Origin of the sequence: Euzebya tangerina, assembly GCF_003074135.1 — a bacterium.
In the GTDB taxonomy this organism is placed as follows: Bacteria; Actinomycetota; Nitriliruptoria; order Euzebyales; family Euzebyaceae; genus Euzebya; species Euzebya tangerina.
On record NZ_PPDK01000003.1, the window covers coordinates 57,285 to 78,514 of the forward strand.

Annotated in this window: 25 protein-coding genes; 5 read left to right on the forward strand and 20 right to left on the reverse strand. The window is 68.1% G+C overall.

The window, feature by feature from the left end; all coding sequences use genetic code 11:
- Window positions 1–22: 22 nt before the first annotated feature.
- Both C1746_RS18660 and C1746_RS18665 read right to left on the reverse strand, forming a co-directional pair.
- Window positions 23–1,330 carry a hypothetical protein gene (locus C1746_RS18660; RefSeq protein ID WP_162867948.1) on the reverse strand — a complete coding sequence of 436 codons (1,308 nt, stop codon included), beginning with the start codon at window positions 1,328–1,330 and terminating at the stop codon, window positions 23–25.
- Window positions 1,331–1,429: 99 nt separating this feature from the next.
- Window positions 1,430–2,362: a GlxA family transcriptional regulator gene (locus C1746_RS18665; protein ID WP_116716287.1), complete on the reverse strand. Its 933-nt coding sequence runs from the start codon at window positions 2,360–2,362 to the stop codon at window positions 1,430–1,432.
- A 110-nt stretch (window positions 2,363–2,472) separates the two neighbouring features.
- Here C1746_RS18665 and C1746_RS18670 point away from each other — a divergent pair, with 110 nt between their 5' ends.
- Window positions 2,473–2,811, forward strand: a complete 339-nt coding sequence (locus tag C1746_RS18670; protein ID WP_116716288.1) for a putative quinol monooxygenase — start codon at window positions 2,473–2,475, stop codon at window positions 2,809–2,811.
- Between the two features lie 46 nt (window positions 2,812–2,857).
- Here C1746_RS18670 and C1746_RS18675 read toward each other — a convergent pair whose 3' ends face one another.
- A complete protein-coding gene (locus tag C1746_RS18675; RefSeq protein WP_162867949.1) occupies window positions 2,858–4,936 on the reverse strand; it encodes a cell wall-binding repeat-containing protein in 2,079 nt (692 codons plus the stop codon).
- A 52-nt stretch (window positions 4,937–4,988) separates the two neighbouring features.
- Here C1746_RS18675 and C1746_RS18680 point away from each other — a divergent pair, with 52 nt between their 5' ends.
- Window positions 4,989–5,417 (forward strand): PPOX class F420-dependent oxidoreductase, encoded by a 429-nt coding sequence (locus C1746_RS18680; protein WP_162867950.1) that lies wholly within the window; start codon window positions 4,989–4,991, stop codon window positions 5,415–5,417.
- Window positions 5,418–5,423: 6 nt separating this feature from the next.
- Here C1746_RS18680 and atpC read toward each other — a convergent pair whose 3' ends face one another.
- From atpC to C1746_RS22235, 12 genes are all read right to left on the reverse strand, one after another.
- Window positions 5,424–5,720 (reverse strand): ATP synthase F1 subunit epsilon, encoded by a 297-nt coding sequence (atpC, locus tag C1746_RS18685; RefSeq protein WP_116716290.1) that lies wholly within the window; start codon window positions 5,718–5,720, stop codon window positions 5,424–5,426.
- A gap of 2 nt (window positions 5,721–5,722) precedes the next feature.
- Window positions 5,723–7,174 carry a F0F1 ATP synthase subunit beta gene (gene atpD / locus C1746_RS18690; RefSeq protein WP_116716291.1) on the reverse strand — a complete coding sequence of 484 codons (1,452 nt, stop codon included), beginning with the start codon at window positions 7,172–7,174 and terminating at the stop codon, window positions 5,723–5,725.
- Window positions 7,175–7,209: 35 nt separating this feature from the next.
- A complete protein-coding gene (locus C1746_RS18695) occupies window positions 7,210–8,094 on the reverse strand; it encodes a F0F1 ATP synthase subunit gamma (RefSeq protein ID WP_116716292.1) in 885 nt (294 codons plus the stop codon).
- A gap of 47 nt (window positions 8,095–8,141) precedes the next feature.
- Complete coding sequence (gene atpA / locus C1746_RS18700; protein ID WP_116716293.1) at window positions 8,142–9,764, reverse strand: F0F1 ATP synthase subunit alpha; 1,623 nt, start codon at window positions 9,762–9,764, stop codon at window positions 8,142–8,144.
- A gap of 97 nt (window positions 9,765–9,861) precedes the next feature.
- Complete coding sequence (atpH, locus tag C1746_RS18705; RefSeq protein WP_116716294.1) at window positions 9,862–10,395, reverse strand: ATP synthase F1 subunit delta; 534 nt, start codon at window positions 10,393–10,395, stop codon at window positions 9,862–9,864.
- Between the two features lie 24 nt (window positions 10,396–10,419).
- Complete coding sequence (gene atpF / locus C1746_RS18710) at window positions 10,420–10,962, reverse strand: F0F1 ATP synthase subunit B (RefSeq protein ID WP_116716295.1); 543 nt, start codon at window positions 10,960–10,962, stop codon at window positions 10,420–10,422.
- A gap of 12 nt (window positions 10,963–10,974) precedes the next feature.
- Window positions 10,975–11,196, reverse strand: a complete 222-nt coding sequence (atpE, locus tag C1746_RS18715; RefSeq protein WP_116716296.1) for an ATP synthase F0 subunit C — start codon at window positions 11,194–11,196, stop codon at window positions 10,975–10,977.
- 78 nt (window positions 11,197–11,274) lie between these two features.
- Window positions 11,275–12,090: a F0F1 ATP synthase subunit A gene (gene atpB, locus C1746_RS18720; RefSeq protein ID WP_116716297.1), complete on the reverse strand. Its 816-nt coding sequence runs from the start codon at window positions 12,088–12,090 to the stop codon at window positions 11,275–11,277.
- On the reverse strand, window positions 12,087–12,557 hold the full coding sequence (locus tag C1746_RS18725) for a hypothetical protein (protein WP_116716298.1): 471 nt from the start codon (window positions 12,555–12,557) through the stop codon (window positions 12,087–12,089). The genes atpB and C1746_RS18725 overlap by 4 nt, the downstream gene beginning before the upstream one ends.
- A gap of 62 nt (window positions 12,558–12,619) precedes the next feature.
- On the reverse strand, window positions 12,620–12,907 hold the full coding sequence (locus C1746_RS18730; protein WP_205711995.1) for an AtpZ/AtpI family protein: 288 nt from the start codon (window positions 12,905–12,907) through the stop codon (window positions 12,620–12,622).
- A gap of 130 nt (window positions 12,908–13,037) precedes the next feature.
- A complete protein-coding gene (locus tag C1746_RS18735) occupies window positions 13,038–14,255 on the reverse strand; it encodes a glycosyltransferase family 4 protein (RefSeq protein ID WP_116716299.1) in 1,218 nt (405 codons plus the stop codon).
- A 410-nt stretch (window positions 14,256–14,665) separates the two neighbouring features.
- Complete coding sequence (locus C1746_RS22235) at window positions 14,666–15,058, reverse strand: hypothetical protein (protein ID WP_162867951.1); 393 nt, start codon at window positions 15,056–15,058, stop codon at window positions 14,666–14,668.
- A gap of 126 nt (window positions 15,059–15,184) precedes the next feature.
- Here C1746_RS22235 and C1746_RS22240 point away from each other — a divergent pair, with 126 nt between their 5' ends.
- Window positions 15,185–15,664 carry a hypothetical protein gene (locus tag C1746_RS22240; protein WP_162867952.1) on the forward strand — a complete coding sequence of 160 codons (480 nt, stop codon included), beginning with the start codon at window positions 15,185–15,187 and terminating at the stop codon, window positions 15,662–15,664.
- Between the two features lie 230 nt (window positions 15,665–15,894).
- Here the strand turns inward: C1746_RS22240 and C1746_RS18745 are convergent, their stop codons facing one another.
- Together C1746_RS18745 and rpiB are read right to left on the reverse strand one after the other, a co-directional pair.
- Window positions 15,895–17,157 carry a serine hydroxymethyltransferase gene (locus C1746_RS18745; RefSeq protein ID WP_116716301.1) on the reverse strand — a complete coding sequence of 421 codons (1,263 nt, stop codon included), beginning with the start codon at window positions 17,155–17,157 and terminating at the stop codon, window positions 15,895–15,897.
- Window positions 17,158–17,231: 74 nt separating this feature from the next.
- Window positions 17,232–17,690, reverse strand: a complete 459-nt coding sequence (rpiB, locus tag C1746_RS18750) for a ribose 5-phosphate isomerase B (protein WP_116716302.1) — start codon at window positions 17,688–17,690, stop codon at window positions 17,232–17,234.
- Here rpiB and C1746_RS18755 point away from each other — a divergent pair.
- Both C1746_RS18755 and C1746_RS18760 read left to right on the forward strand, forming a co-directional pair.
- Window positions 17,689–18,615 (forward strand): SDR family oxidoreductase, encoded by a 927-nt coding sequence (locus C1746_RS18755; protein ID WP_162867953.1) that lies wholly within the window; start codon window positions 17,689–17,691, stop codon window positions 18,613–18,615. The genes rpiB and C1746_RS18755 overlap by 2 nt on opposite strands.
- Before the next feature lie 91 nt (window positions 18,616–18,706).
- Entirely contained in the window at window positions 18,707–18,916 is a 210-nt protein-coding gene (locus C1746_RS18760) for a hypothetical protein (RefSeq protein ID WP_116716304.1), read from the forward strand.
- 3 nt (window positions 18,917–18,919) lie between these two features.
- Here C1746_RS18760 and C1746_RS18765 read toward each other — a convergent pair whose 3' ends face one another.
- The 3 genes from C1746_RS18765 to wrbA all read right to left on the reverse strand — a co-directional run bounded on the left by C1746_RS18765 (window position 18,920) and on the right by wrbA (window position 21,183).
- The gene (locus tag C1746_RS18765) at window positions 18,920–19,711 is read right to left on the reverse strand and encodes an L-threonylcarbamoyladenylate synthase (RefSeq protein WP_116716305.1); all 792 of its coding nucleotides are present in this window, start codon (window positions 19,709–19,711) and stop codon (window positions 18,920–18,922) included.
- Between the two features lie 34 nt (window positions 19,712–19,745).
- Window positions 19,746–20,483 carry a N5-glutamine methyltransferase family protein gene (locus C1746_RS18770; RefSeq protein ID WP_162867954.1) on the reverse strand — a complete coding sequence of 246 codons (738 nt, stop codon included), beginning with the start codon at window positions 20,481–20,483 and terminating at the stop codon, window positions 19,746–19,748.
- A gap of 94 nt (window positions 20,484–20,577) precedes the next feature.
- Complete coding sequence (gene wrbA / locus C1746_RS18775; protein WP_116716307.1) at window positions 20,578–21,183, reverse strand: NAD(P)H:quinone oxidoreductase; 606 nt, start codon at window positions 21,181–21,183, stop codon at window positions 20,578–20,580.
- Between the last annotated feature and the right edge of the window lie 47 nt (window positions 21,184–21,230).

Here is a 21,230-nt window from a genome sequence, read left to right on the forward strand (position 1 = left end):
ACCCTTGGTCGGTCAGGTGGACTCAGGGGTGAGGGTTCTGCGTCGGCTCATCGTCGTCATCATCATCGCCGTCATCCGAGTCGTCTGAGCCGTCGCCATCCGAGTCGTCAGAATCAGAGTCCTCAGAGTCGTCGTAATCCGAGTCGTCAGAGTCGTCAGAGTCGGAGTCGTCAGAGTCGTCCGAGTCCGAGTCGTTCGTGGCCGGTCCATCGTCGTCGTCGAAGGGCGTCTCCGGGTCGCTGTCGATGTAGTCCGGGATGCCGTCGTCGTCGTTGTCCGGATCGTCATCGTCGTATGGTCCGTCCGGTGTCTGGTCGATGGTGTCGGGGATGCCGTCGTCATCGTTGTCCGGGTCGACATCGAACGGATCGGGACCGTCGAACGGGTCGTCGCCATCATCACCCGGTTGGTCATCGTCGCTCTCCGGTCGTGGTGCGTCCGGGGCCGGATACGTCTGTGTCGGTTGCGGCTCTCCGTCGATGGTCTGGTTGACCGTCGTCTGCAGGACCGAGCCGTCGTAGTCGTTGTAGTCCACCGTCACCGTCGTCTCCACAACGGTCCCGTCGGGCCCGACGCTGGTCGTGGTGATCGTCTCTGGCTTGTCCGTGACGACGCCGTCCGGCTCCACCACGGTTGTGGTCGTTCCCTCATCCGTCTGCGACACCGAGGCGACCTGCCCATCGGGGCCGTCGAAGACACCAGGCTGGTCAGGTCGCTCCTCGAAGCCCTGGCCCTCCAGATCCTGATGAGCCTGTTCGGCCTGCGAGCCAGGCGCGGGTGGACGATCATCCCCGTCGTCGAGAGCGTCGATGGTCCCCTCGACACCGGCCTCGAATGCGTCGTTGATCTGCAACTCGAGCTCGTACTGAACCGGATCCGGTCGGCCGAGCGGCGGCTCAGGCGGCTCCTGGTTGCCGGGACCTGGCCCGGTCGGGAAGCCCGTGTCCGGCACCGGCGGAAAAACCGGGGGTGGCGGGACCGGCCGATCACCCGGCGGGCGGGGAGGTGACCCCGGCCCCGGCTCGTGGCACGCCGCATTCGTGCACTCCGACGTCGGTCGCGCGAAGAGCAGGAGCGGAGGCCGGGTGTCCTCCGCCGGCACAGCACCAGGAGCTGAGGGCCCGTGGGGGGAGCCCCCGCTGTCCGCCACCTCCCCAGGCACACAGGCGTCATGTGTCGTGATCCGGCAGGCAAGATCACCGAACGTCGTGGCGAGATGCGCTGCGATGTCGCTGGTCGCGATGGCGGTCACCATCGCGACGATTACCGTCAGAATCCCCAGGAACTCGAGCGTGGTCTGACCATGGTCCGCACGTGCACATCGTCTCATGGCTTCACTATCTGCCCGCACGATCGGTACTCCAGGGCCCGTGGACCCCAATCTCGGCCGTCGGCGGGCCCAACCCTGCCTAGGCCCGCCGGGGCCTCCTCACCCGTGAACTCGCAACAGACGGCGCAAGGTCGAGGCGTTTCGATACCCGACCTCGGCCGCCACCCGCGACGTGCTCCACTCCGTCTCGGCCAAGAGGTCACGCGCCCGCCCAGCCCGCCTGCGACGGATCAACCCGAGCGGCGTAAGCCCGGTTGCGGCCTGCACTCGCCGCTCCAAGGTGCGGCGTGTGGTGCCGAGCTCGCCAGCAAGATCGTTGACCCCTGGAGACCGTGCCAGGGACTGGACGACCAACCGGTCGAAGGCCGCCACCAGCGAGTCTCCGGCAGTCAGATGAGCCAACTCGATGAAGTCACCCTGTCGGGTGCGCTGGTCGACAGCCAGGTATCGACCCACGGTTGTCGCCAGCTCCGCGGAGATCGAGGCAACGATGGCCAGCGCGAGGTCAACATGTCCGAACGCGGCCCCCGCGGTCAGCACGGGACCATCCCGGACGACCATCTCGTCGATGGCGAGGTCCACGCGTGGGTACCGCACGCGGAAGAGACGGCTGAGCCACCACGTCGTCGTCGCCCGACGATGCTCCAGGAGTCCCGCTTCGGCCGCGAGGAACGACCCAGCACAGGCGGCCGCGATGTTGACCTCCGACGACCCGAGCGCGCCGAGGGCGTCGACCAGCTCCAGCACGTCCGGGCGACGCAGGAATGGGGCCACCTCGTGCTCGCGTTCGATGCCGAACCCGGGCACGACGACGACGTCCGCCGAGGAGAGCCCGTCCCAACCAGCGGTGCAGGGGATGGTCATGCCGTTGCTCGCGACCACTGACTGGCCGCTGCCGACACACGTCACCGTGATCGGGGGCGCGTGAGACCTCCTGGCGCCGCGGACGGACTCGGCGGTGGAGAACACATCCACGACTGAGCTGACTCCGGTCGCGAGGACCCCGTCGACCACTGCGACATCAACGCGCATGTCGCAAATGGTAGCAATCGTGTCGTTCCGGACACCTCTGATCGCTGATTTCTGTCTCTACGCTGCGTCGTGCAACCACCCGACGAACACCACATCCAACGGAGGACCCGATGCCCACCGGTGACACGCACAGCGAACCGAACGGTGCACCGACGGTCGGCCTCATGGTCCAGCTGACGGCGCGGCCCGGTAGGGAAGATGACCTGGTCTCCTTCTTCAGGGACGCCATCCCCGACGCGGTCGCCGAACCCGACACCCTCACCTGGATGGTGGTCAGGTCGGGGCCGAACACCTTCTACATCCTGGACACGTTCACCGACGACGACGGCCGCCAGACCCACATCCACGGCGTCATCGCCGAGCGGCTGCGCGAGCAGGGCCCCAACTTCCTGGATGACGTGAGCATCGTTCCCACCGAGGTCGTCGCGTTCATGCCCTCGACGGTCTGACAGCTCGAGCGGTCGCCGTGGGCACCGCGGAGGACCTCCAACGGCACTACGGGGCTGCATGCCGTTCGATGGCGACGCCGACGGAAGGGGCCAACACATCCGGTCCACCCACCAGCGTGACCGCAGGACCTGCGGCGGCGGCCAGCACCGTGGCGGTCGCCGGAGAGGCACCGAGGTCCTGGCCGTCCACCAGGAGCAGCGATCCTCCTGCAGCGGCAGCCGCCGGTCCTGCGGTCAGGCTGTCGGCCCAGAAGGTGCCGATCGCGACCCACACCTGGTCAGGGTCCGCACCGAGCTCGACCGCCTGCTCGGCGACCCGAGCGGAGGTCTCGTACCGGTTCGCCCCAGCCACCCGCTCGATGGCGACGCCCAGATCCGCGATCTCCGCCTCGACCTCCACTGACACTGCCGGCGGCCCACCGATGATCGTGACCGAACGGATGTTGCGGTCACGGATGGCCTGAGCCGTCTCAGAGGGCAGCCGATCACGTTCGACCAGCAGGATGGGTTGTCGGGTCTGAGCGGCCAGTCCGGAGACGGCGACGGCGTCCGGCCAGCCACGAGCCGGGTCGGCGGCAGCACCCTGGACGATGTAGGCGTGGTCGGCATCCACCTGCGCCGCCACCACCGCAGCTGTGCCATAGCGCGTGGTCCCCGCCAGCCGTTCGACCTCGACATCGAGTGCCTGCAGTTGCTCGGCCACGGTCGCTGAGATCGCGCTCCGGTCGCCCAGGACCACCACCCGGTCAGCCCCCAGCCGAACGATCTCGTTCGCCACCGTGGAGGGCAGCCCAGCCGTCGGCGTCAGCAGCACCGGTGCACCGAGGCTGCCGGCCAGTCCGGCCGCCGCCAGCGCATCGGCGTACCCATCTGCACGGGCCAGGAGCACCGCCGGTGCGCGGTCGAACGCCCGCCGCGACACCTCGACGGCCGTCTCCACCCGCGTGGGACCGGACACCCGGAGCGTCGCGCCAGGTGCTGGCACCGGATCCAGCCGGCCGTTCAGGAACTGCCGGACGTCGGCCTCCACGCCGGCCACGGCGACCGGCGGGGACGAGGCGTCTGCCGGAGCCGTCCAGATCGTGGCTGGCTGACAGTGGCACCCGGAATCGTGGTTGAAGCCTTCGAAGACGATATGCCGTCCGTCCGCCGTCCACTGCGGCGTTCGTTCCTCACCAGGCGTTTCGGCGATGCGGCGCTCCTCCCCTGTCGCAAGGTGGGTCGCCCAGATGCCACTGCCAGGGCCACGAGCCAACCCGTCGGCGGTACAGGAGAACGGATCCCCGTGGCACTCACGGCGATAGGCCACCTCGGTCCCGTCTGGAGAGACCGCCGGATGCGTGGCGGTCGAGTCCGCCGCGACCTGACGAACGGGCCCGCCGTTCACGTCGACGGCCACGATCCCAGAGGGCAGGGACGAACCAGTCGCCCGGGGTGCCGCGACCAGCAGAACCGTCCGCCCGTCCGGCGTCCACGCGATGTCGCCGGTCGGTGCCCAGGTCGACCGGTCCATGAGGACACGAGCCTGGCCTGGAGCAAGATCGATCGACACCGGGATGACCTCGAGCGATGAGCCCTGCCCTTGCACTGTCCGGCGGTAGACGAGGTGACGACCATCTGGTCCCCACGAGGGGGTGCTGTCCACCGCGCCATCGGGAGGTCGCGTCATCTGGACAGCGGGACTTACGTCCGCGTCTGCTGTTCCGTCCACACGAACAGCTCGAATGCCGTCGGGCGACTGGGCGACGACGGATCGGCCGTTCGGATGCCAGGCGAAAAAGCCCTCGACCGTGGCATCCCACAGTTGCGGCTGGGCTCCCTCCGCCGCCTCCACGGTCCACAGTCCGTCATCGGTGAGGTAGGCAAGACGCTGTCCGTCAGGTGACCACAGGGCTCCGGCGGCGTCCTCCGCCAGCACGAACTCCTGCCCTGACGGCGGGTCCAGGACGACCAGGTGACCCGGAGCACGGTAGCCCCGGACGTAGTCGACGAACCGGTCTGCGCCGGTGAGGTAGGCGATCGGCCCGACACCGGCGTCACCCTGTTCGGACTGCGCTCCAACAGGGCCCGGAGCAATGAGGGCGAGTACGAGAGCCGCGAGGGCAAGAACGCGAGCGTGGGACATGACACGAGAACTCCTGGCGAGACTGGCAGGTTCACTTCTAGAGTTGAGACCGATGGCCGCCGACCGTGATACAGACGCCATCGACGAGGCGGACTACATTTTGCTGGTCACCTTCCGCCAGGACGGCTCGCCCGTCCCCACACCGGTGTGGGTCCACGGCTCAGACGGTTCCTACGCCGTGATGACGAAGGTCGACACGCACAAGGTCAGCCGGCTCCGCCAGGACAGCCGGGTTGAGGTCGCACCCTGTGACATCCGCGGCAACATCGCCCCAGGAGCACCACGGTTCACCGGGACTGCCCGGCTGGAAACCGACCCTGACGTCGTGGCACGGACCGTCCAGGCCATCACCGGTCAGTACGGCTTCCGGGGCACGGTCATGCGCCTGCTCCGCCGCGGCCGCGACCTGCTCCCCGGGGATCGCGAGGAGACGCACCTTATCGTCCAGATCACCCTCGACGACCGGCTGGACGACGGCTGAGCAGGCCTACGCCTGCGAAGCCTCCAGCTTGGCGAACGCCGCGTCCTTGTCGTCCACCCGCTCGGCCTTGTCGGCCAGCACGGTCAGTTGACCGTCGGCGAACTCGAGGAAGCCGGAGCGCACGAGGTACGTCACGGCCGACCCGTCCGGAAGGTGGAGTTCGAGCGGCGCCGGGGCCAACAGCAGCAGCGCGGGCTGATGCCCCTCAAGGATCCCGATCTCACCCTCGGTCGAGCGGGCGGAGCAGGACACCACCTCACCCTCGAACAGGGCCTCGTCGGGACTGACGACCTTGGCGTCCACCTCTACGCCTCGGAGAGCTTCTTGGCGTTGGCCAGCACGTCGTCGATCCCGCCGGCGTTGAAGAACGCCTGCTCCGGGATGTCGTCAAGCTCACCGTCAATCAGCTTCTCGAAGGACTCGACGGTCTCCTCGATCGGCACGGTCTTGCCGTCCACACCGGTGAACTGCTTGGCGACGTAGAAGGGCTGGGAGAAGAAGCGCTGGACCTTCCGAGCACGCTGGACGGTGACCTTGTCCTCCTCGGTCAGCTCGTCGAGACCGAGGATGGCGATGATGTCCTGCAGGTCCTTGTAACGCTGCAGCACCTCCTGGGTTCGGGTCGCCACGTCGTAGTGGCGCTGCCCCACGGTCTGCGGGTCCAGGATCCGGCTGGAGGAGTCCAGCGGGTCCACGGCCGGGTAGATGCCCAACTCCGAGATGGCGCGGGACAGCACGGTCTGGGCGTCCAGGTGAGCGAACGTGGCGTGCGGCGCCGGGTCGGTGATGTCGTCGGCGGGCACGTAGACGGCCTGGATGGAGGTCACCGAGTGACCCTTGGTCGAGGTGATCCGCTCCTGGAGCTGACCCATCTCGTTCGCGAGCGTGGGCTGGTACCCCACGGCGGAGGGCATACGACCGAGCAGGGTGGACACCTCGGACCCTGCCTGGGTGAACCGGAAGATGTTGTCGATGAAGAGCAGGACGTCCTTCTTGTCGACGTCGCGGAAGTACTCCGCCATCGTCAGGGCCGACAGGGCCACGCGGAGACGCACGCCGGGGGGCTCATCCATCTGGCCGAAGACGAGGGCGGTCTTCTCCAGAACGCCGGCCTCTTCCATCTCCAGGCGCAGGTCGGTTCCCTCACGGGTCCGCTCACCCACACCGGCGAACACGCTGAACCCACCGTGCTGCTCGGCCACGCGCTGGATCATCTCCTGGATGACCACGGTCTTGCCGACGCCGGCACCACCGAACAGACCGATCTTCCCACCCTCCACGAAGGGCTGGATGAGGTCGATGACCTTGATGCCGGTCTCGAACATCTTGGCCTGTGGCTCGAGCTCGTCGAACGGCGGGGAGTCGCGGTGGATCGCCCACCGGGTGTCGGCCTCGATCTCGCTGGGGTCGACATCGAGCGGGTCACCCAGCACGTTGTAGACGTGCCCGAGGACACCCTCCCCGACCGGGACGGTGATGGCCTCACCGGTGTTGCGCACCACGGTGCCACGGGACAGACCGTCGGTGGGCTGCATCATGATCGCGCGGACGACGCGGTCACCAACGTGCTGGGCGACCTCGGCGGTCAGGGTGCGGTTCTCGCCGAACTGCTCGACGTCCAGCTTGAGCGCGTTGTTGATCTCCGGCAGCTGGTCCGGTGGGAACTCCACGTCGATGACCGGTCCGACGACGGACAGGATCCGACCCTCGGAGGTCGCTGCGTCGGCTGAGGAGACGTTCGTTGCGGTGTCGCTCATTGGTGTGTGTCCTTCGTGCTGCGGGAGCTGCGGGATCAGCCGTTCGACAGCGCTTCGGCGCCGCCGACGATCTCGGAGATCTCGGTGGTGATGGCGGCCTGGCGGGCCTGGTTGGCTTGGATGGTCAGCCGGTCGAGGACATCGCCGGCGTTGTCGGTCGCGGCCTTCATCGCCCGTTGTCGGCTGGCGTGCTCGGACGCCGCCGACTCGAGCAGGCCGGCGAAGACCTGGTGCTCGACGTACTTGGGGACCAGCGCGTTGAGCAGCTGGTCAGGCTCGGGCTCGATCATGAACTCGGGCGCAAATCCCTCGCCGCCCTCGAACATGCGTGCGTTGACCGGCAGGATCTGGACGGTGCTCGGGACCTGGTTCAGCGCCGACTTGAAGTCGGTGTAGACCATGTAGACGGAATCGACCCCGCGCTCGATGAAGCGCTGGACGATCGGCTCAGCCACCGCGCGAGCATCGGCATAGGAGGGCTTGTCGGTGACGCCTTCCCAGGTGGTGACCGGCGGCCGCTGGCGGTACCGGAAGTACCCCTCGCCCTTCTTGCCGACGGCGTGCACCTCGACCGTACGACCCTGCTGCTCCTCTCTCTCGACCAGGCGTTCGGCCATGCGCAGCGCGTTGGTGTTGTAGGCGCCGGCCAGACCGCGGTCGGAGGTGATCACGATGACCGCAACGGTCTTGATCACCTCGCGGTCCTCGAGAACCGGGTGACCCGAGATCGAACCTACGGCAGCCAGGTCCTTGATGACCCGGCTGACACCCTCGGCGTAGGGGCGCGCGGACTCCACTGCCTGCCGCGCCTTGGCGATGCGGCTGGCCGCGATCAGCTCCATCGCCCGGGTGATCTTCTGCGTCGACTTGACGGTCTTGATCCGCCGGCGGAGGGTGCGGAGTTCTGCTGCTCCTGGCATGTGGTGAGTGTGTCCTGACTAGGTCGGAACGGGTGGGTGGTGTGGGGTCAGGCGTCGGCGAGGGTGTCGAGGTCCTCCATCGTGACGTGCTCTTCCTCCTCGACCTGCTCGGAGGGCACGAAGCCGTCCTTGAACGCCTCGACGCCGCTCCTCATCGAGGCAACGACCTCGTCGTCGAACTGGTTGTCGCGGAGGGATTGCAGGACCTCGGCGTGGCGGGTCTCGAAGTACTCGGTCAGCTCGGTCTCGAAGCGCTTGGCGTCCTCGACCGGGATGTCATCCAGGTATCCGTTACCGGTGGCCCAGATGGCCACGACCTGCTTGCCGACCGGCACCGGCTGGTACTGACCCTGCTTCAGGATCTCGACGGTCCGACGCCCACGGTCGATCTGCTGCTGCGAGGCCTTGTCGAGTTCCGAGCCGAACTGCGCGAACGCCTCCAGTTCACGGAACTGCGCCAGGTCCAGACGCATCGTCCCGGCGACCCGCTTCATCGGCTTGGTCTGGGCCGAGCCACCCACGCGGGACACGGAGATGCCGACGTTGATCGCGGGCCGCACGCCCTGGAAGAACAGGTCGGTCTCCAGGTAGATCTGCCCGTCGGTGATCGAGATGACGTTGGTCGGGATGAAGGCCGAGACGTCGCCACCCTTGGTCTCGATGATCGGCAGGGCCGTCATCGACCCGCCACCGAGCTCATCGGAGAGCTTGGCGGCACGCTCCAGCAGGCGGGAGTGGAGGTAGAAGACGTCACCCGGGTAGGCCTCACGACCGGGCGGGCGGCGCAGTAGCAGCGACATCTGGCGGTAGGCGTCGGCCTGCTTGGAGAGGTCGTCGTAGATCGCCAGGGCGTGCTGACCCTTGTACATCCAGTAGTTCCCGATGGCGGCACCGGTGTAGGGGGCGAGGTACTGGAACGAGGCGGGGGTGGAGGCGGCGGCCGCGACGACGGTGGTGTACTCCATCGCGCCGTGCTCCTCGAGCTTGGCCACGACCTCGGAGATCGTGGAGCCCTTCTGCCCCACGGCGACGTAGACGCACTTGACCTGCTTGGTCGGGTCGCCCGACTCCCAGTTCTGGCGCTGGTTGATGATCGTGTCGACGCAGACAGCGGTCTTGCCCGTCTGCCGGTCGCCGATGACCAGCTGTCGTTGGCCGCGACCGATCGGGGTCATGGCGTCGATGGCCTTGATGCCGGTCTGCAGTGGCTCACCCACCGGTTGCCGCTCCACCACTGAGGCGGCCTGGACCTCCAGACCACGGGTGCCGTCCAGCTTGGACTCGTCCAGCGGGCCCTTGCCGTCGACCGGGCGACCGAGCGGGTCGACCACACGGCCGAGGTAGGCGTCGCCGACGGCGACGGAGAGCACCCGTCCGGTCGGCTTGACCGTGTTGCCCTCCTCCACACCGGAGGGGTCACCCAGGATGACGGCGCCGATCGAGTGCTCGTCCAGGTTCAGTGCCAGCCCCAGCAGCTGACGGCCGTCCCGGCCGACTCCGAAGTCGAGCAGCTCATTGGCCATCGCATCGGGGAGACCGCTGACGCGAGCGATGCCGTCGCCGGACTCGATGACCTGGCCGACCTGCTCACTCTTCACCGTGGGCTGGTAGGCGTCGATCTTCGACTTGAGGATCGCGGTGATGTCGTCCGCGCTGAACAGATCAGTCATCTGAAGAGTCTTTCGATGGTGCGTGTGGGGTTTGCGTTGGCTTCGGGTGAGGGTTGCGGACTGCCGGGGTATCGGGCGGTCGGGCGTCCAGGGTCGGCTACGCGCTGGCGAGCGTGGCGCGGATCTCGGTGAGCTGCTTGGCCACCGAGCCGTCGATGACGTTGTCACCGAGTTGGACGACGATGCCGCCGAGCAGGTCTGGGTCGACGACGACCTTCACCTCGACCGGCCGGCCCTCGCGCTGCTCCAGTGCCTTGCCGAGCGCCAGGCGCTGGCGCTCGCTGATCGGCTTGGCCGAGCGGACCGTGGCCACGCTGGCACCACGGGCCTCCGCGGCCTCGCTGATCACGACCTTCGCTATTGATCCGACGTTGCGGATCTGACTGGCGCTCAGCAGCAGCTGGACGGCCGAGGCGGTGGTCGTGTGCGCCTTGGACAGCAGATCGCTGACGGCTGTGCTGCGGGCCTCCAGCGGAACCGACGGGTCGGTCAGCTTGTCGCGGAGCTCGTTGGTGGTGTCGACCGCCTCGGCGAACTGGAACAGCTCGTCGGCGACGCGGTCGGCAACACCCTCGGCACGGGCGATCGTCGTGATCGCCTTGCCGTAGGCGGTAGCGAGGTCATCGGCCACGGTGGTGGGCTCCTCTTGGGTGGGTCAGTTGTTGGTGGAGAGCTGGCTGATGAACTGGTCGACCAGCTGATCGTGCTGGGACTGGTCCACTTCCTTGGCCACGATCTTGGACGCGATGTCGGTCGAGAGGGTCGCGACCTGACCGCGCAACTCCTGGAGGGCACGACTCCGCTCGGCCTCGGCCTCCGCGGCGGCACGGGCGCGGATCGCGTCGGCCTCCTCCTCAGCTTTGGCGACGATGTCGGCCTTCAGGCGCTCGGCGTCGGCCTTGGCGTCCTCGACGATCTGGTTCGCCTCGTTGCGGGACTCCTGCAGGGAGGCTTCGTAGTCGCGACGCGACTTCTCCGCCTCGGCCAGCTGGGTCTCGGCCTCTTCGATGCGGCCGTGGATGGCGCTGCGCCGCTCATCCAGGGTCTTGTTCACCTGCGGGTAGACCCGGCCCCAGATCACCGCGAACAGGATGGCGAAGGAGATGAAGCCCCAGACGAGCTCGGGGAAGGGCGGCAGCAGCTGCAGCTCGGGGTCCACCCCGCTCTCTGCAGCAAGGATCAGTACGGAGTTCGGCATGGGAACCGACCCCTACGCGTTGATGATGAACGCGAGCACGAATCCCAGCAGCGCCAGGGCCTCGACCACGGCGATGCCGATGAACATCGTGGTTCTGACCATGCCGGCGGCCTCGGGCTGGCGGGCCATGGACTCGATCGCGCCGCGGATCAACATGCCGAGGCCGATGCCCGGCCCGAGTGTTCCGAGGCCGAAGACCAGGCCGACGCCGATGACTCCGATGTCACCTTCCATGTCAATGTCCTTTTCTTTGTCAGGTGATGCCGTGCACTCTGCACGGTCATCTGATTTACGTACGGGGGTTGGGGAGTGCTAGTGCTCCGGCTCGACCGCGCCGGCCAGGTACACCGCAGCGAGGATCGCGAAGATGTAGGCCTGCAGGAAACTCACGAAGCCCTCGAAGGCGACGGTGATCGGTCCCAGGGCCAGCGTCAGGATGCCGACCGGAAGGCCGGCCAGGTTGGAGCCCTCGGGGATGATCCCGGGGAGTCTGAAGAAGGCGTGCGTCGCCAGGAAGACGATGGTCAGCAGGATGTGTCCGGCGACCATGTTGGCGAAGAGCCGTACCGTGAGGGTCAGCGGGCGGAGGATGAAGGTCGACACCAGCTCGATCGGGGTCAGCAGGATATAGACCGGCTTCGGGACGCCTGGCGGAAAGGCGACTTCCTTGAAGTAGGACAGGCCCTGGTACTTGATCCCGGTGCCGACGAAGACGACCAGTGTGATCAGCGCCAGGATCAGCGGGATCGCGATGCGTGAGGTCGAGGGGAAGTTCACGAACGGGATGATCTTGAACATGTTGTTGAACAACACGAACAGGAAGATGGTGGTGAGGAAGGGCGCGAACTTCTTGCCCTCGGGCCCGATGATGTCGACGGCGATACCGTCACGGACGAACTCGACGATCGACTCGCCGATGCTCTGCAGCTTGCCGGGGATCACCTTCGGGTTGTTGAACGCCAGCAGCATCAGGATGGAAGCGAACAGGACGCTGAAGAAGATGATCAGGTAGACACGGGTCACCCCGACACCCGCGATCTCGAACAGCGGCGGGAGGTTGAAGATCTCCCCTGCTGGCGGGACTTTGAAGTCTGCGCCGTAGGGTTCGGCTGCAAGTACCAGGTTCACGCGTGCTGCCTTTCTGAACCGCTGGGTTGAGGGCTGGTGACCGACGCCTTCGTGGCGTCGATCCAGAAGAATCGGGGGTCTCGGGCCGCGGTGACCATCTCACCGGCGAGGGACGCGACCAGTCCGATGGCAAGGCCACCGGCGTAGGCGGTCATCGGCAGGTCGGTGAACCGCCAGACGGCCGCGAAGATGGTAACACCCAGCATCAACCGCTGGGCCAGCGCCGCCATCGCCATTGCGATCACCGCGTCGTTGCCCGCTCGTGCACCCAGGCGGTAGAGCGGGAGGGCCGAGAGGGACAGCAGCGCCACCGTGGCCGCACCCAGTGCTGCCGCTGGGGCTTGGGTCGAGTCGAGACCGATCAGCACAGCCCCCACCCACACGAGCGCGGCTGTCACCACGGACGCCGCCGCACCACGGAGGGCCAGACGGGCCTCGGGTGCAGCGATCGCTGACGGGGATGGCATGAGGGGCAGCCTTGCGAGTTGAAGGAGTGGTCGGGCTCGGTTGAGGCAGTACGTGTCTGGTGTCACCGGTCCGGCGACGGGTCGGCGTGCTCCTGCACCTCTGGTTGTCCCTGTGACGGGGCAGCATCAGCAGGAGGATCGTCGTCCTGGGACCGGATGTATAGCAGGTAGATCCCGGTCATGTTGCCGACAACAAAGCCGATCAGCATGAACACCGGGCCGGTCTCGAGCCACCGGTCGACCAGCCACCCGACTCCACCCCAGGTGAAGATCGCGGCAAGCAGGTCGGCCGTGAACTCGGATGACCTGTCGGTCTTGGTGGTGCCCCCGAGAACTCGTGACGGTTTCACCCGCGTTTCCTCCTCGTTGGCCAGTACCACGCTCGACCGCTTGTGAAAACGTACACAAAGTCCCTGGGGGTGACAACTACGTGAGAGGTAGGTGCCGTTTCAATGTGGCGGTACCCGGCATTTGTGCAGGTCACGAGGGGTGGCCTGGGGAATCTCCCGGCCGGTGGAAGCCCGGGTGGCGCCGGATGTTGGACCCGTCCTCCACGGCGCGACGCTCCTGCTCGGCGCGAGCGTCGGTCAGCCGTCGTCGCAACGCCAGACCCAGCGTCCAGAGGACCAGGACGACGGCGCCGACCCCGGCCACGGTGAACGGCCAGGTCGTGTCCGTCATCGCCGGACCGACGACGACCACGGCGAGCAGGGCTGACCAGATGTAGAGCAGGATGACGGCTTGTCGCTGGGAGTTGCCGATCTCCACCATGCGGTGGTGCAGGTGCTTGCGATCAGGGGTGGCGATGCCCTGGCCGCTGACCAACCGGCGGATGATCGCCAGGGCGATGTCGAGGAAGGGGAGCGCCAGGACGAGGGCGGGGATCAGGACGGGGATGGAGACGACGAAGAAGTCGCTGCGCGTCGGTTCGGCGGTGTTGCCGATGGCGCTGACCCCGGCGGCAGCGAGCAGCAGGCCGAGCAGCATCGAGCCGGTGTCGCCCATGAAGATGGAGGCCGGGTGGGTGTTGAACACCAGGAATCCGAAGCACGCCCCGATGATGGCGGCCAGGACCAGGCTGGCGGAGGCGATGGTCGGGGTGACCACCACCTGGCCCTGCGGGACGAACTGGGTGTAGACGAAAAGCGCGGCGGCGGCGATGGCGACGATCCCGGCGGCCAGGCCGTCCAGGCCGTCGATCAGGTTCACGGCGTTGATCATCGCCACCACCGCCACGATGGTCAGGAGGGCGGCGGCGTCGGGCGCGAGGGAGAAGATCCCGCCGTCGCCGAAGGGGATGTAGACGAAGTTGATCGTCAGGCCGAACAGGACCAGGACCCCGGCGGCGAGGACCTGGCCGGCGAGCTTGCCACCCGGGCCGAGCGAGCGGGTGTCGTCGATCAGCCCGACCAGAGTGATGACGGCGGCGGCGAGGACCACGCTCTCGGGCTCGGAGGTGGTGCGGAAGAGCTCGTCGAAGGCATCCAGGCGGGTCGCGGCCAGCAGGGCGATGACGACACCGAAGAGGATGGCCAGCCCACCGATCTCAGGGGTGGCGCGATCGTGGATGTCTCGCTCGCCGGGGCGCTTCACGGCACCGATGGCGAAGGCCAGGCGCTTCACGGCGGGGGTCGCCAGCACGACCGCGACGAAGCTCGCGCCCGCCACGATCAGGTGATCCATGAGTTGGGGGTCCATCGGGCACCGCTCACGGTACTGCCCCGTCGGCTCGGGTGGCAGGTTGCGAGGGGGTCGCGGCTCGACCGGCGGCGCCGAGCAGGCCGCTCGTGGGTTGTTCTGCCTCCACCACTCGGTTGAAGTCGCCGAGTTGGAGGCAGTCTGACCGGTCGTGGCCGAGAGATCGGGGCGATCGCCGCTTCGGGGGAAGCAATTCGCCCGCGGGTGGAGGCAAACTGCCCGTTGGTTGCGCGAGGACCACCCTCCCCGACTCGAATGGAGCGGTGTCCCGCGAGCACCGGTACGGCGTGACCCAGGCCCCGCGTGTTTGTCCACAGCCAGCCCGACTTTCCTCTCGGAGAATCCGCTGGATCGCGCAGGCTTGTCGGATGTCTGTCCTGCCTCCTCATGTTCTGACAGCTCTTCGAGGGTCACCCGGTCGGGTCGCACACCGCGCCGACCTCGTGGGACCCGGTGCCGGCCGGACGACGATTGATCGGCTGGTCATGGCGGGGGCGCTGCAGGCACTGGCGCCGGGATGGGTCCGGGCCCACGGCGACGGCGCCCCGTGGCAGATCGCACACCTGGCGACAGGCCGAGCGAGGCGCCGCGGGATCCCAGCACTCGTATCCGGCGTGGAGGCGCTTCGGCTTGCGGGCTGCGAGTTGGAGGCGCCCGAGCGACCGCTCATCCTCCTGCCCCATGGCTGCCGGCCGCGCCACCGTCACGCCGTCGTGGTCGACCGGAACGGCGTGGCGCTGCCCAGCCCGCTCTACCGCACCAGGCAGCGCCGGGACCTTGGTGACCTCCAGGCGCTTCGGCACCACGGTTTGTGGACGACAGGCACCGCGGTGGCACTGGCAGACGTCGCCGTTCCCGGAGACGGCACCGCCGTATCAGACGACGAGTTGCGCAGAACGCTGTACGCGGTTCGGAACCAACTGAGGGTGATGCCAGCAGAACTCGTCCATGCGTGGCAGTTGCTCACGCACGCGGGGGCCACGCGGCTGCTGCGCATGGCCGAGGCGGGCGACCTCGAACACGAGAGCGTCGCGGAGCGAACCGTCTATCGAGAGGTGTTCCAGGCCTTCCCACCGGCACCGGACTGCCAGGTGTGGTTGGCACCGGACATCCGGGTCGACTACGCCTACCTGGCTGCCGGCATGGTCTTGGAGTACCTCGGCGAGGCAGCGCACGCGCACAGCGTCGACCGGGACGGCACTCGCACCTACGCCCTACGTCGGCTCGGCTTCGACATGTTCGGCATCACGAAGTCCATGCTGAAGGACAAGCCCGGACTGGCAGCGACGGTGCACTCGACGCGGCGCGAGCGGGAGCAACTCATCCTCGACGGCCGTCTGCCTCGTCCAGCAGTGCCAGCCCAGCCGGATCGCCTGACGCCTCTGCGGACGCTGCACGCGCTGGGCTGATCGCGCTCGGCTTCTACGGGCCCTGGGTACAGGGCTCGCGAGGCCCGTCGTCCGGAGCCTCCAACGCTCCGCCGCGGGCGTTCTGCCTCCAGACTCCCCCGTGCCTGTTCCCACTGGAGGCACGCTGACCTATCCGGGTCAAGAGACGCGGGGTTTCAACGCCGCAGCGGAGGCAGAATGCCCGCTGCCGGAGGCAAAACGCCCGCGCAGACCCACCCAGCGGGCCTGGGTCAGGTCGTCGGGTCGGGGTAGGCCGGGAAGGCGGCGGAGAGCTCCGCCACCTCCTTCTTCACCGTGTCGACCTCGGATGCATCGCGGAGGACCCGGACGATGAGGCTCGCGATCTGGGCCATCTCCTCGGTGCCCATGCCGACGGTGGTTGCTGCCGCGGTGCCCACCCGGATGCCGCTGGCCACCATCGGAGGGCGTGGGTCGTACGGGATCGCGTTCTTGTTCAGGGTGATCCCGGCTGCGTCACAGCGCTCTTCGGCTTCGGTCCCGGTGATGTCCAGGGACTGCAGGTCGGCCAGCAGGTAGTGGATGTCGGTTCCGCCCGAGACGATCCGGACGCCCTGCTGCGACAGGCCCTCCGCCAAGGCCCGAGCATTGGCCACGACACTCGCGGCGTAGTCGGCGAACGTGGGCGCCATCGCCTCCTTGAAGGCCACGGCCTTGCCGGCCACCACGTGCTCCAGCGGCCCACCCTGCATCATCGGGAAGACGGCCTTGTCGATGGCCTTGGCGTGCTCCTCGGTCGACAGGATCGTGCCACCCCGCGGGCCACGGAGGGTCTTGTGCGTCGTGAAGGTCGTCGCATCCGCGAAGGGGATCGGCGAGCGGTGGGCTCCACCGGCGACCAGACCGATGAAGTGGGCTGCGTCAACCATCAGCTTGGCGCCGACCTCATCGGCGATGGCCCGGAAGCCCTCGAAGTCCCAGTCCCGCGGATAGGCAGTGGCACCCGCGATGATCAGCTTCGGCCGCTGCTCGAGCGCGAGCGAACGGACCTCGTCCAGGTCGATCAGTTCGGTGTCCTCACGCACCCCGTAGGCCGCGATGTCGAACCACTTGCCACTGAAGTTGACCTTCGAGCCGTGCGTCAGGTGCCCACCGTGCGGCAGTGACATCGCGAGGACCGTGTCGCCGTGCTCGACACCCAGCGCGAACATGGCGGCCATGTTGGCCGAGGCGCCCGAGTGCGGCTGGACGTTGGCGTGGTCGGCCCCGAAGAGCTGCTTGGCGCGCTCGATGGCTAGCGTCTCGGTCACGTCGACGAACTCGCAGCCGCCGTAGTAGCGCCGACCGGGGTATCCCTCGGCGTACTTGTTGGTGAGGACGCTGCCCTGCGCGGCGAGCACCGCCGGCGACGTCAGGTTCTCCGACGCGATCAGCTGCAGGTGCGTGCGTTGGCGGGTCAGCTCACTGGTGAGCGCCTCCGCAACCTCGGGGTCCTGCGCGGCAAGTTGGTCCCAGCTCGGGCCGTAGTAGGTCATGCGCCCGAGAGTAGACGTTGGACCCGCGCCGTGGAAGGCGCTGATGGCTGCCGGGATGGGCTGTCCGAGCCTGGCTACTGCTGCGCCTCGATCGCGTGGATGCCGGCGATGCGGGCCACGTGGCGGCCCCCCTCGAAGGGCTCGGCCAGCCACAGCTCGAGGATCTCGTCCGCCAGCGCCGGCGCGACGATCCTGGCCCCGATCGCGAGGACGTTCGCGTCGTTGTGGGCTCGGCTCATGCGGGCGGTGTACAGGTCGTTGCACAGTGCCGCCCGGACGCCGTTGACCTTGTTCGCTGCGATCTGCTCGCCCTGCCCCGAGCCGCCGAGGACGATCCCCCGGTCCGCTGTCTGCGCGTCGCCGTCACCGGCGACGACCGCCCGCCCGACAGCGGCCATGATCAGCGGGTAGTCCACCCGCTCCGTGGAGTCCGTCCCGAGATCCAGGACTTCGTGACCCAGGCGGTGGATCGTGGCCTTCAGGTGCTCCTTGAGCTCGAACCCGGCGTGGTCGGCTCCGATGGCGATGCGCATGTCGAGCACCGTAGCCGCTGGAGTGCTCCGCTACGCTGCCCACCAGCGACAAGCGCACCAGCCGGATGATGAGGAGGAGCGGCCCGTGGAGGACCCGACGGCGACCCCCGGTCAGGATCCGTCCAGCACGCTTGCGCAGGAGGCAGGCTCGCCCCTCGTGGGCCGGCGGGTCCTCGTGACCGGTGCCTCCTCCGGCATCGGACGGGCCACCGCGGTGGCGTGCCTCCAGGCCGGGGCAGCGGTCGCGATCCTCGCTCGCCGGGCCGATCGCCTGCAGGAGCTCGCCGACGACTTCGGCGCCCACCCGGTGGTCGGGGACGTCGCCGACCGGTCCTCGGCCGGGGACCTGATCGCGCAGTCCGTGGAGGCACTCGGCGGACTCGATGTGCTGGTCAACTGCGCAGGGATCGCTCGGCCGGGGCTCATCGAGCACGCCGATCCGGCCGACTGGGCGGCGATGTTCGACGTCAACGTCCTCGGCCTGCTGGCCATCACCCAGGCCGCGATCCCGCACCTCCAGGCGTCCGACGGCGGCGCGACGATCGTCAACATCTCCTCGATGTCAGGCCGTCGGGTCCCCAGTGCCACCGGGGGGACGTATGCGGCGACCAAGTTCGCGGTCCACGCGATCTCGGAGTCACTCCGCCAGGAGTTGCAGCCCATCGGCATCCGGGTCACCACCGTCTCCCCCGGGTTCGTCGCGACCGAGATCTTCGAGCGCGAACCTGACGACCCGACGGCCGACAGCGCCACCGTGGAGCGGTACCAGCGGCTGATGGCCGCGGTCGGGATGTCACCAGCCGACGTCGCCTCGGCCATCGTCCACGCCATCAGCGCCCCGGACTCGGTCACGACGGTGGAGATCGCCCTGGTCCCGACCGACCAGAACGATGGTTCCTATGCCGCTGAGGTCTCCTCCGAGTGACCCGCGGCCCACTGGTGCAGGCCCTCGGCGCGTTTGCGTGCGACCGCGGCGGGCACCATCTACAGATACGCGATCTGCCTAGGAGTTCCTCATGTTCGCCGTCGCACTGTCCGTCCTGTTCATCGCCGCGATCATCGCCATCGGGATCTGGATGCGACGCAGCGAGGCGAGCGGGTCCTACGACGCCGGTCCGTCTTCCGTGTCACAGCCAGGTGTTCGCAAGCTGTTCGACTTCGGGCCGAAGGGCTGGTCAGAGGATGGCGTGAACCAACGGCACGACCGCCAACCCGCCGACCGGTAGCACTCAGACCGAGTCCGTCGGCGCGTCTCCTACGTGGTCTGACGCGTCCCCTGCGGGAGAGCGTGCGTCCGCGCCGTCGGCCGGGCCCTCTTCCGAGGCCGAGTCCGAGTCCGTGGCCGAGTCCTCGGAGTCGATGACCGATGGGGGCGGCGCTGGCCGCTCACCCCACGGCAACTCGCCGGCTGCGACCAGGTGGATGTCGTGCCCGGCGATCACGCCCTCGCGATGGACGACGAGCGAGGGCCCCGTCGCGTCCACGATCGTTGAAACTCGCCCGTCGCTCTCTCCGCCGTCCAGGTAGACCGGCACCAGCACACCCAACTGCTGGCGGGCGTCCTGCGCCGTGGTCGGTCGTCGTTGGTCCGGGCGATTCGCAGAGGTGCAGGCCAGCGGCCCGATCTCGCCGATCAGACGGAGCACGAAGTCGTCGACCGGTCGACGCAGTTGCACCGTCCCCTTCCCATTGCCGAGGTCCCAACTCATGCCGTCGATGGCGTTCAGGATCAGGGTGAGGTCGCCCGGCCAGTACGCGGCCATCAGTCGATCGGCGCTCTCAGGGACGTCACTGACCAGCCCGGACACCTGTCGCTCTGAGCGGATCAGGACCGGGATGGGCGTGGTCCGGGAGCGACGTCGCGCCGCGAAGATCCGCTGTGTTGCGGCCGGCCGGAAGGCGTCGGCGACCACGGCGTAGACACCGTCGACCGGGAGCACGACCACCGACCCCTTGCGGAGGACCGCCACCGCCTCGTCGAAGGCTGCGTCGGGGTCGTCGAGGGAGATGGTCTCGGACACACCCCGACGGTAGCGCTCGCGGTCACATGAGCGCTCAGCGTCGGCGTGCGACGGCGAAGCGGGGCCGGCCGGTCAGATCCGCTTCGATGGAGGCCGGGCCCACGTGATGCTCGAGGGCCTGGACGGTCTGGGTCACGCGTGACGGATCGTCCTCGATCAGGACCCAGCCACCGGGCCGCAGCCAGTAGGGCGCGGCTGCCACCAGATCGGCGATCACCTCCCAGCCGGACTCGCCGCCGACCAGCGCATTCCACGGATCGTGGTTCCGCACCTCCGGCTCGGCGACGGCCACCTGCGACGGATCCAGGTAGGGCGGGTTGCACACCACCACGTCCACGGCACCCAGCAGCGCGGTGTCGAGCCCGGCGAAGAGGTTGGCGTGATGGACCTCCACCGTGGGCCAGCTTCGCGCGTTGTGTCGGGCCAGTTCGACGGCGGCTGGATCGGCGTCGGTTGCGAGGACTCGTGACGGCTCGCCCTCCGACGCCAACGAGCAGGCGATCGCGCCGGTCCCGGTACACGGCTCGATCGCCGTCGCTCCCGCTGAGAGGCGGTCCAGTGCGAGTCCGGCCAGGACCTCGGTCTCCGGGCGAGGGACGAAGACGCCGGGGCGCACCTCGATCTCGAGGTACCGGAAGGCAGCAGTCCCCAGGATGAGCTGGAGGGGTTCGCGGGCCTCCCGCCGAGCCACCGCCGCCTCCAGCGCCTGCGGGTCGTCCCCGAAGGCCTCGACGAGCCACCGGGCGTCGACATCGGGGGTTGGAACGCCCACAGCGCCGAGTCGGGCAGAGACTCGGCGCTGTGGGGCGTGGTGCGGGCCCGTCACAGGCCCACGGTAGGTGTCGGTGCGACGATAACGTGGCCGATCAGGCGGCCAACTTGGCGGCGATCTCGGCGAAGCGGGAGCCGTAGACCGTGGCGATCGTGATCTCGTGCTCGTCCAGGCCGTCCTTGCCCTCCTGGGGCGACCAGTGGCTGGGCCCGTACGGTCCACCGCCGGTGCGCGTGACCTGGGTCGCGGGGTCGGAGTACCCCATCGGCACGATGACCATCCCCTGGTGGAAGGCGTAGGTCGACATGGTCATGATCGTCGACTCGAAGCCGCCGTGGATGGTCGAGGCCCCGGTGAAGAACCCGGCTGGCTTGCCGACCAGCTTGCCCTCAGCCCACAGGCTTCCGGTCTGATCGAGGAAGGACGAGAGCTGGGAGGTCCGGTTCCCGAAGCGGGTCGGGGACCCGAAGATGATGCCGTCGAACTCGGGCAGCTCGTCCACGGTCGCCTCGGTGATGGAGGCCATGGACTGCTGCGCCTGAAGCGCACCGGCTGCCTCGAGCTGCTCGTCACTCATGAGCCGTGGGACCCGACGGAGCTCAGCCGTGCCCCCGGCCTCACCGATCCCGTCCGCGATCTTCTGGGCAAGGTCATACGTGCTGCCGTACATGGAGTGGAAGATGATGCCGATGCGTGCCATGAGGGTCTCCCCGGGGTTGGTTGGATTGAACTAGTTGTTTGAATCAC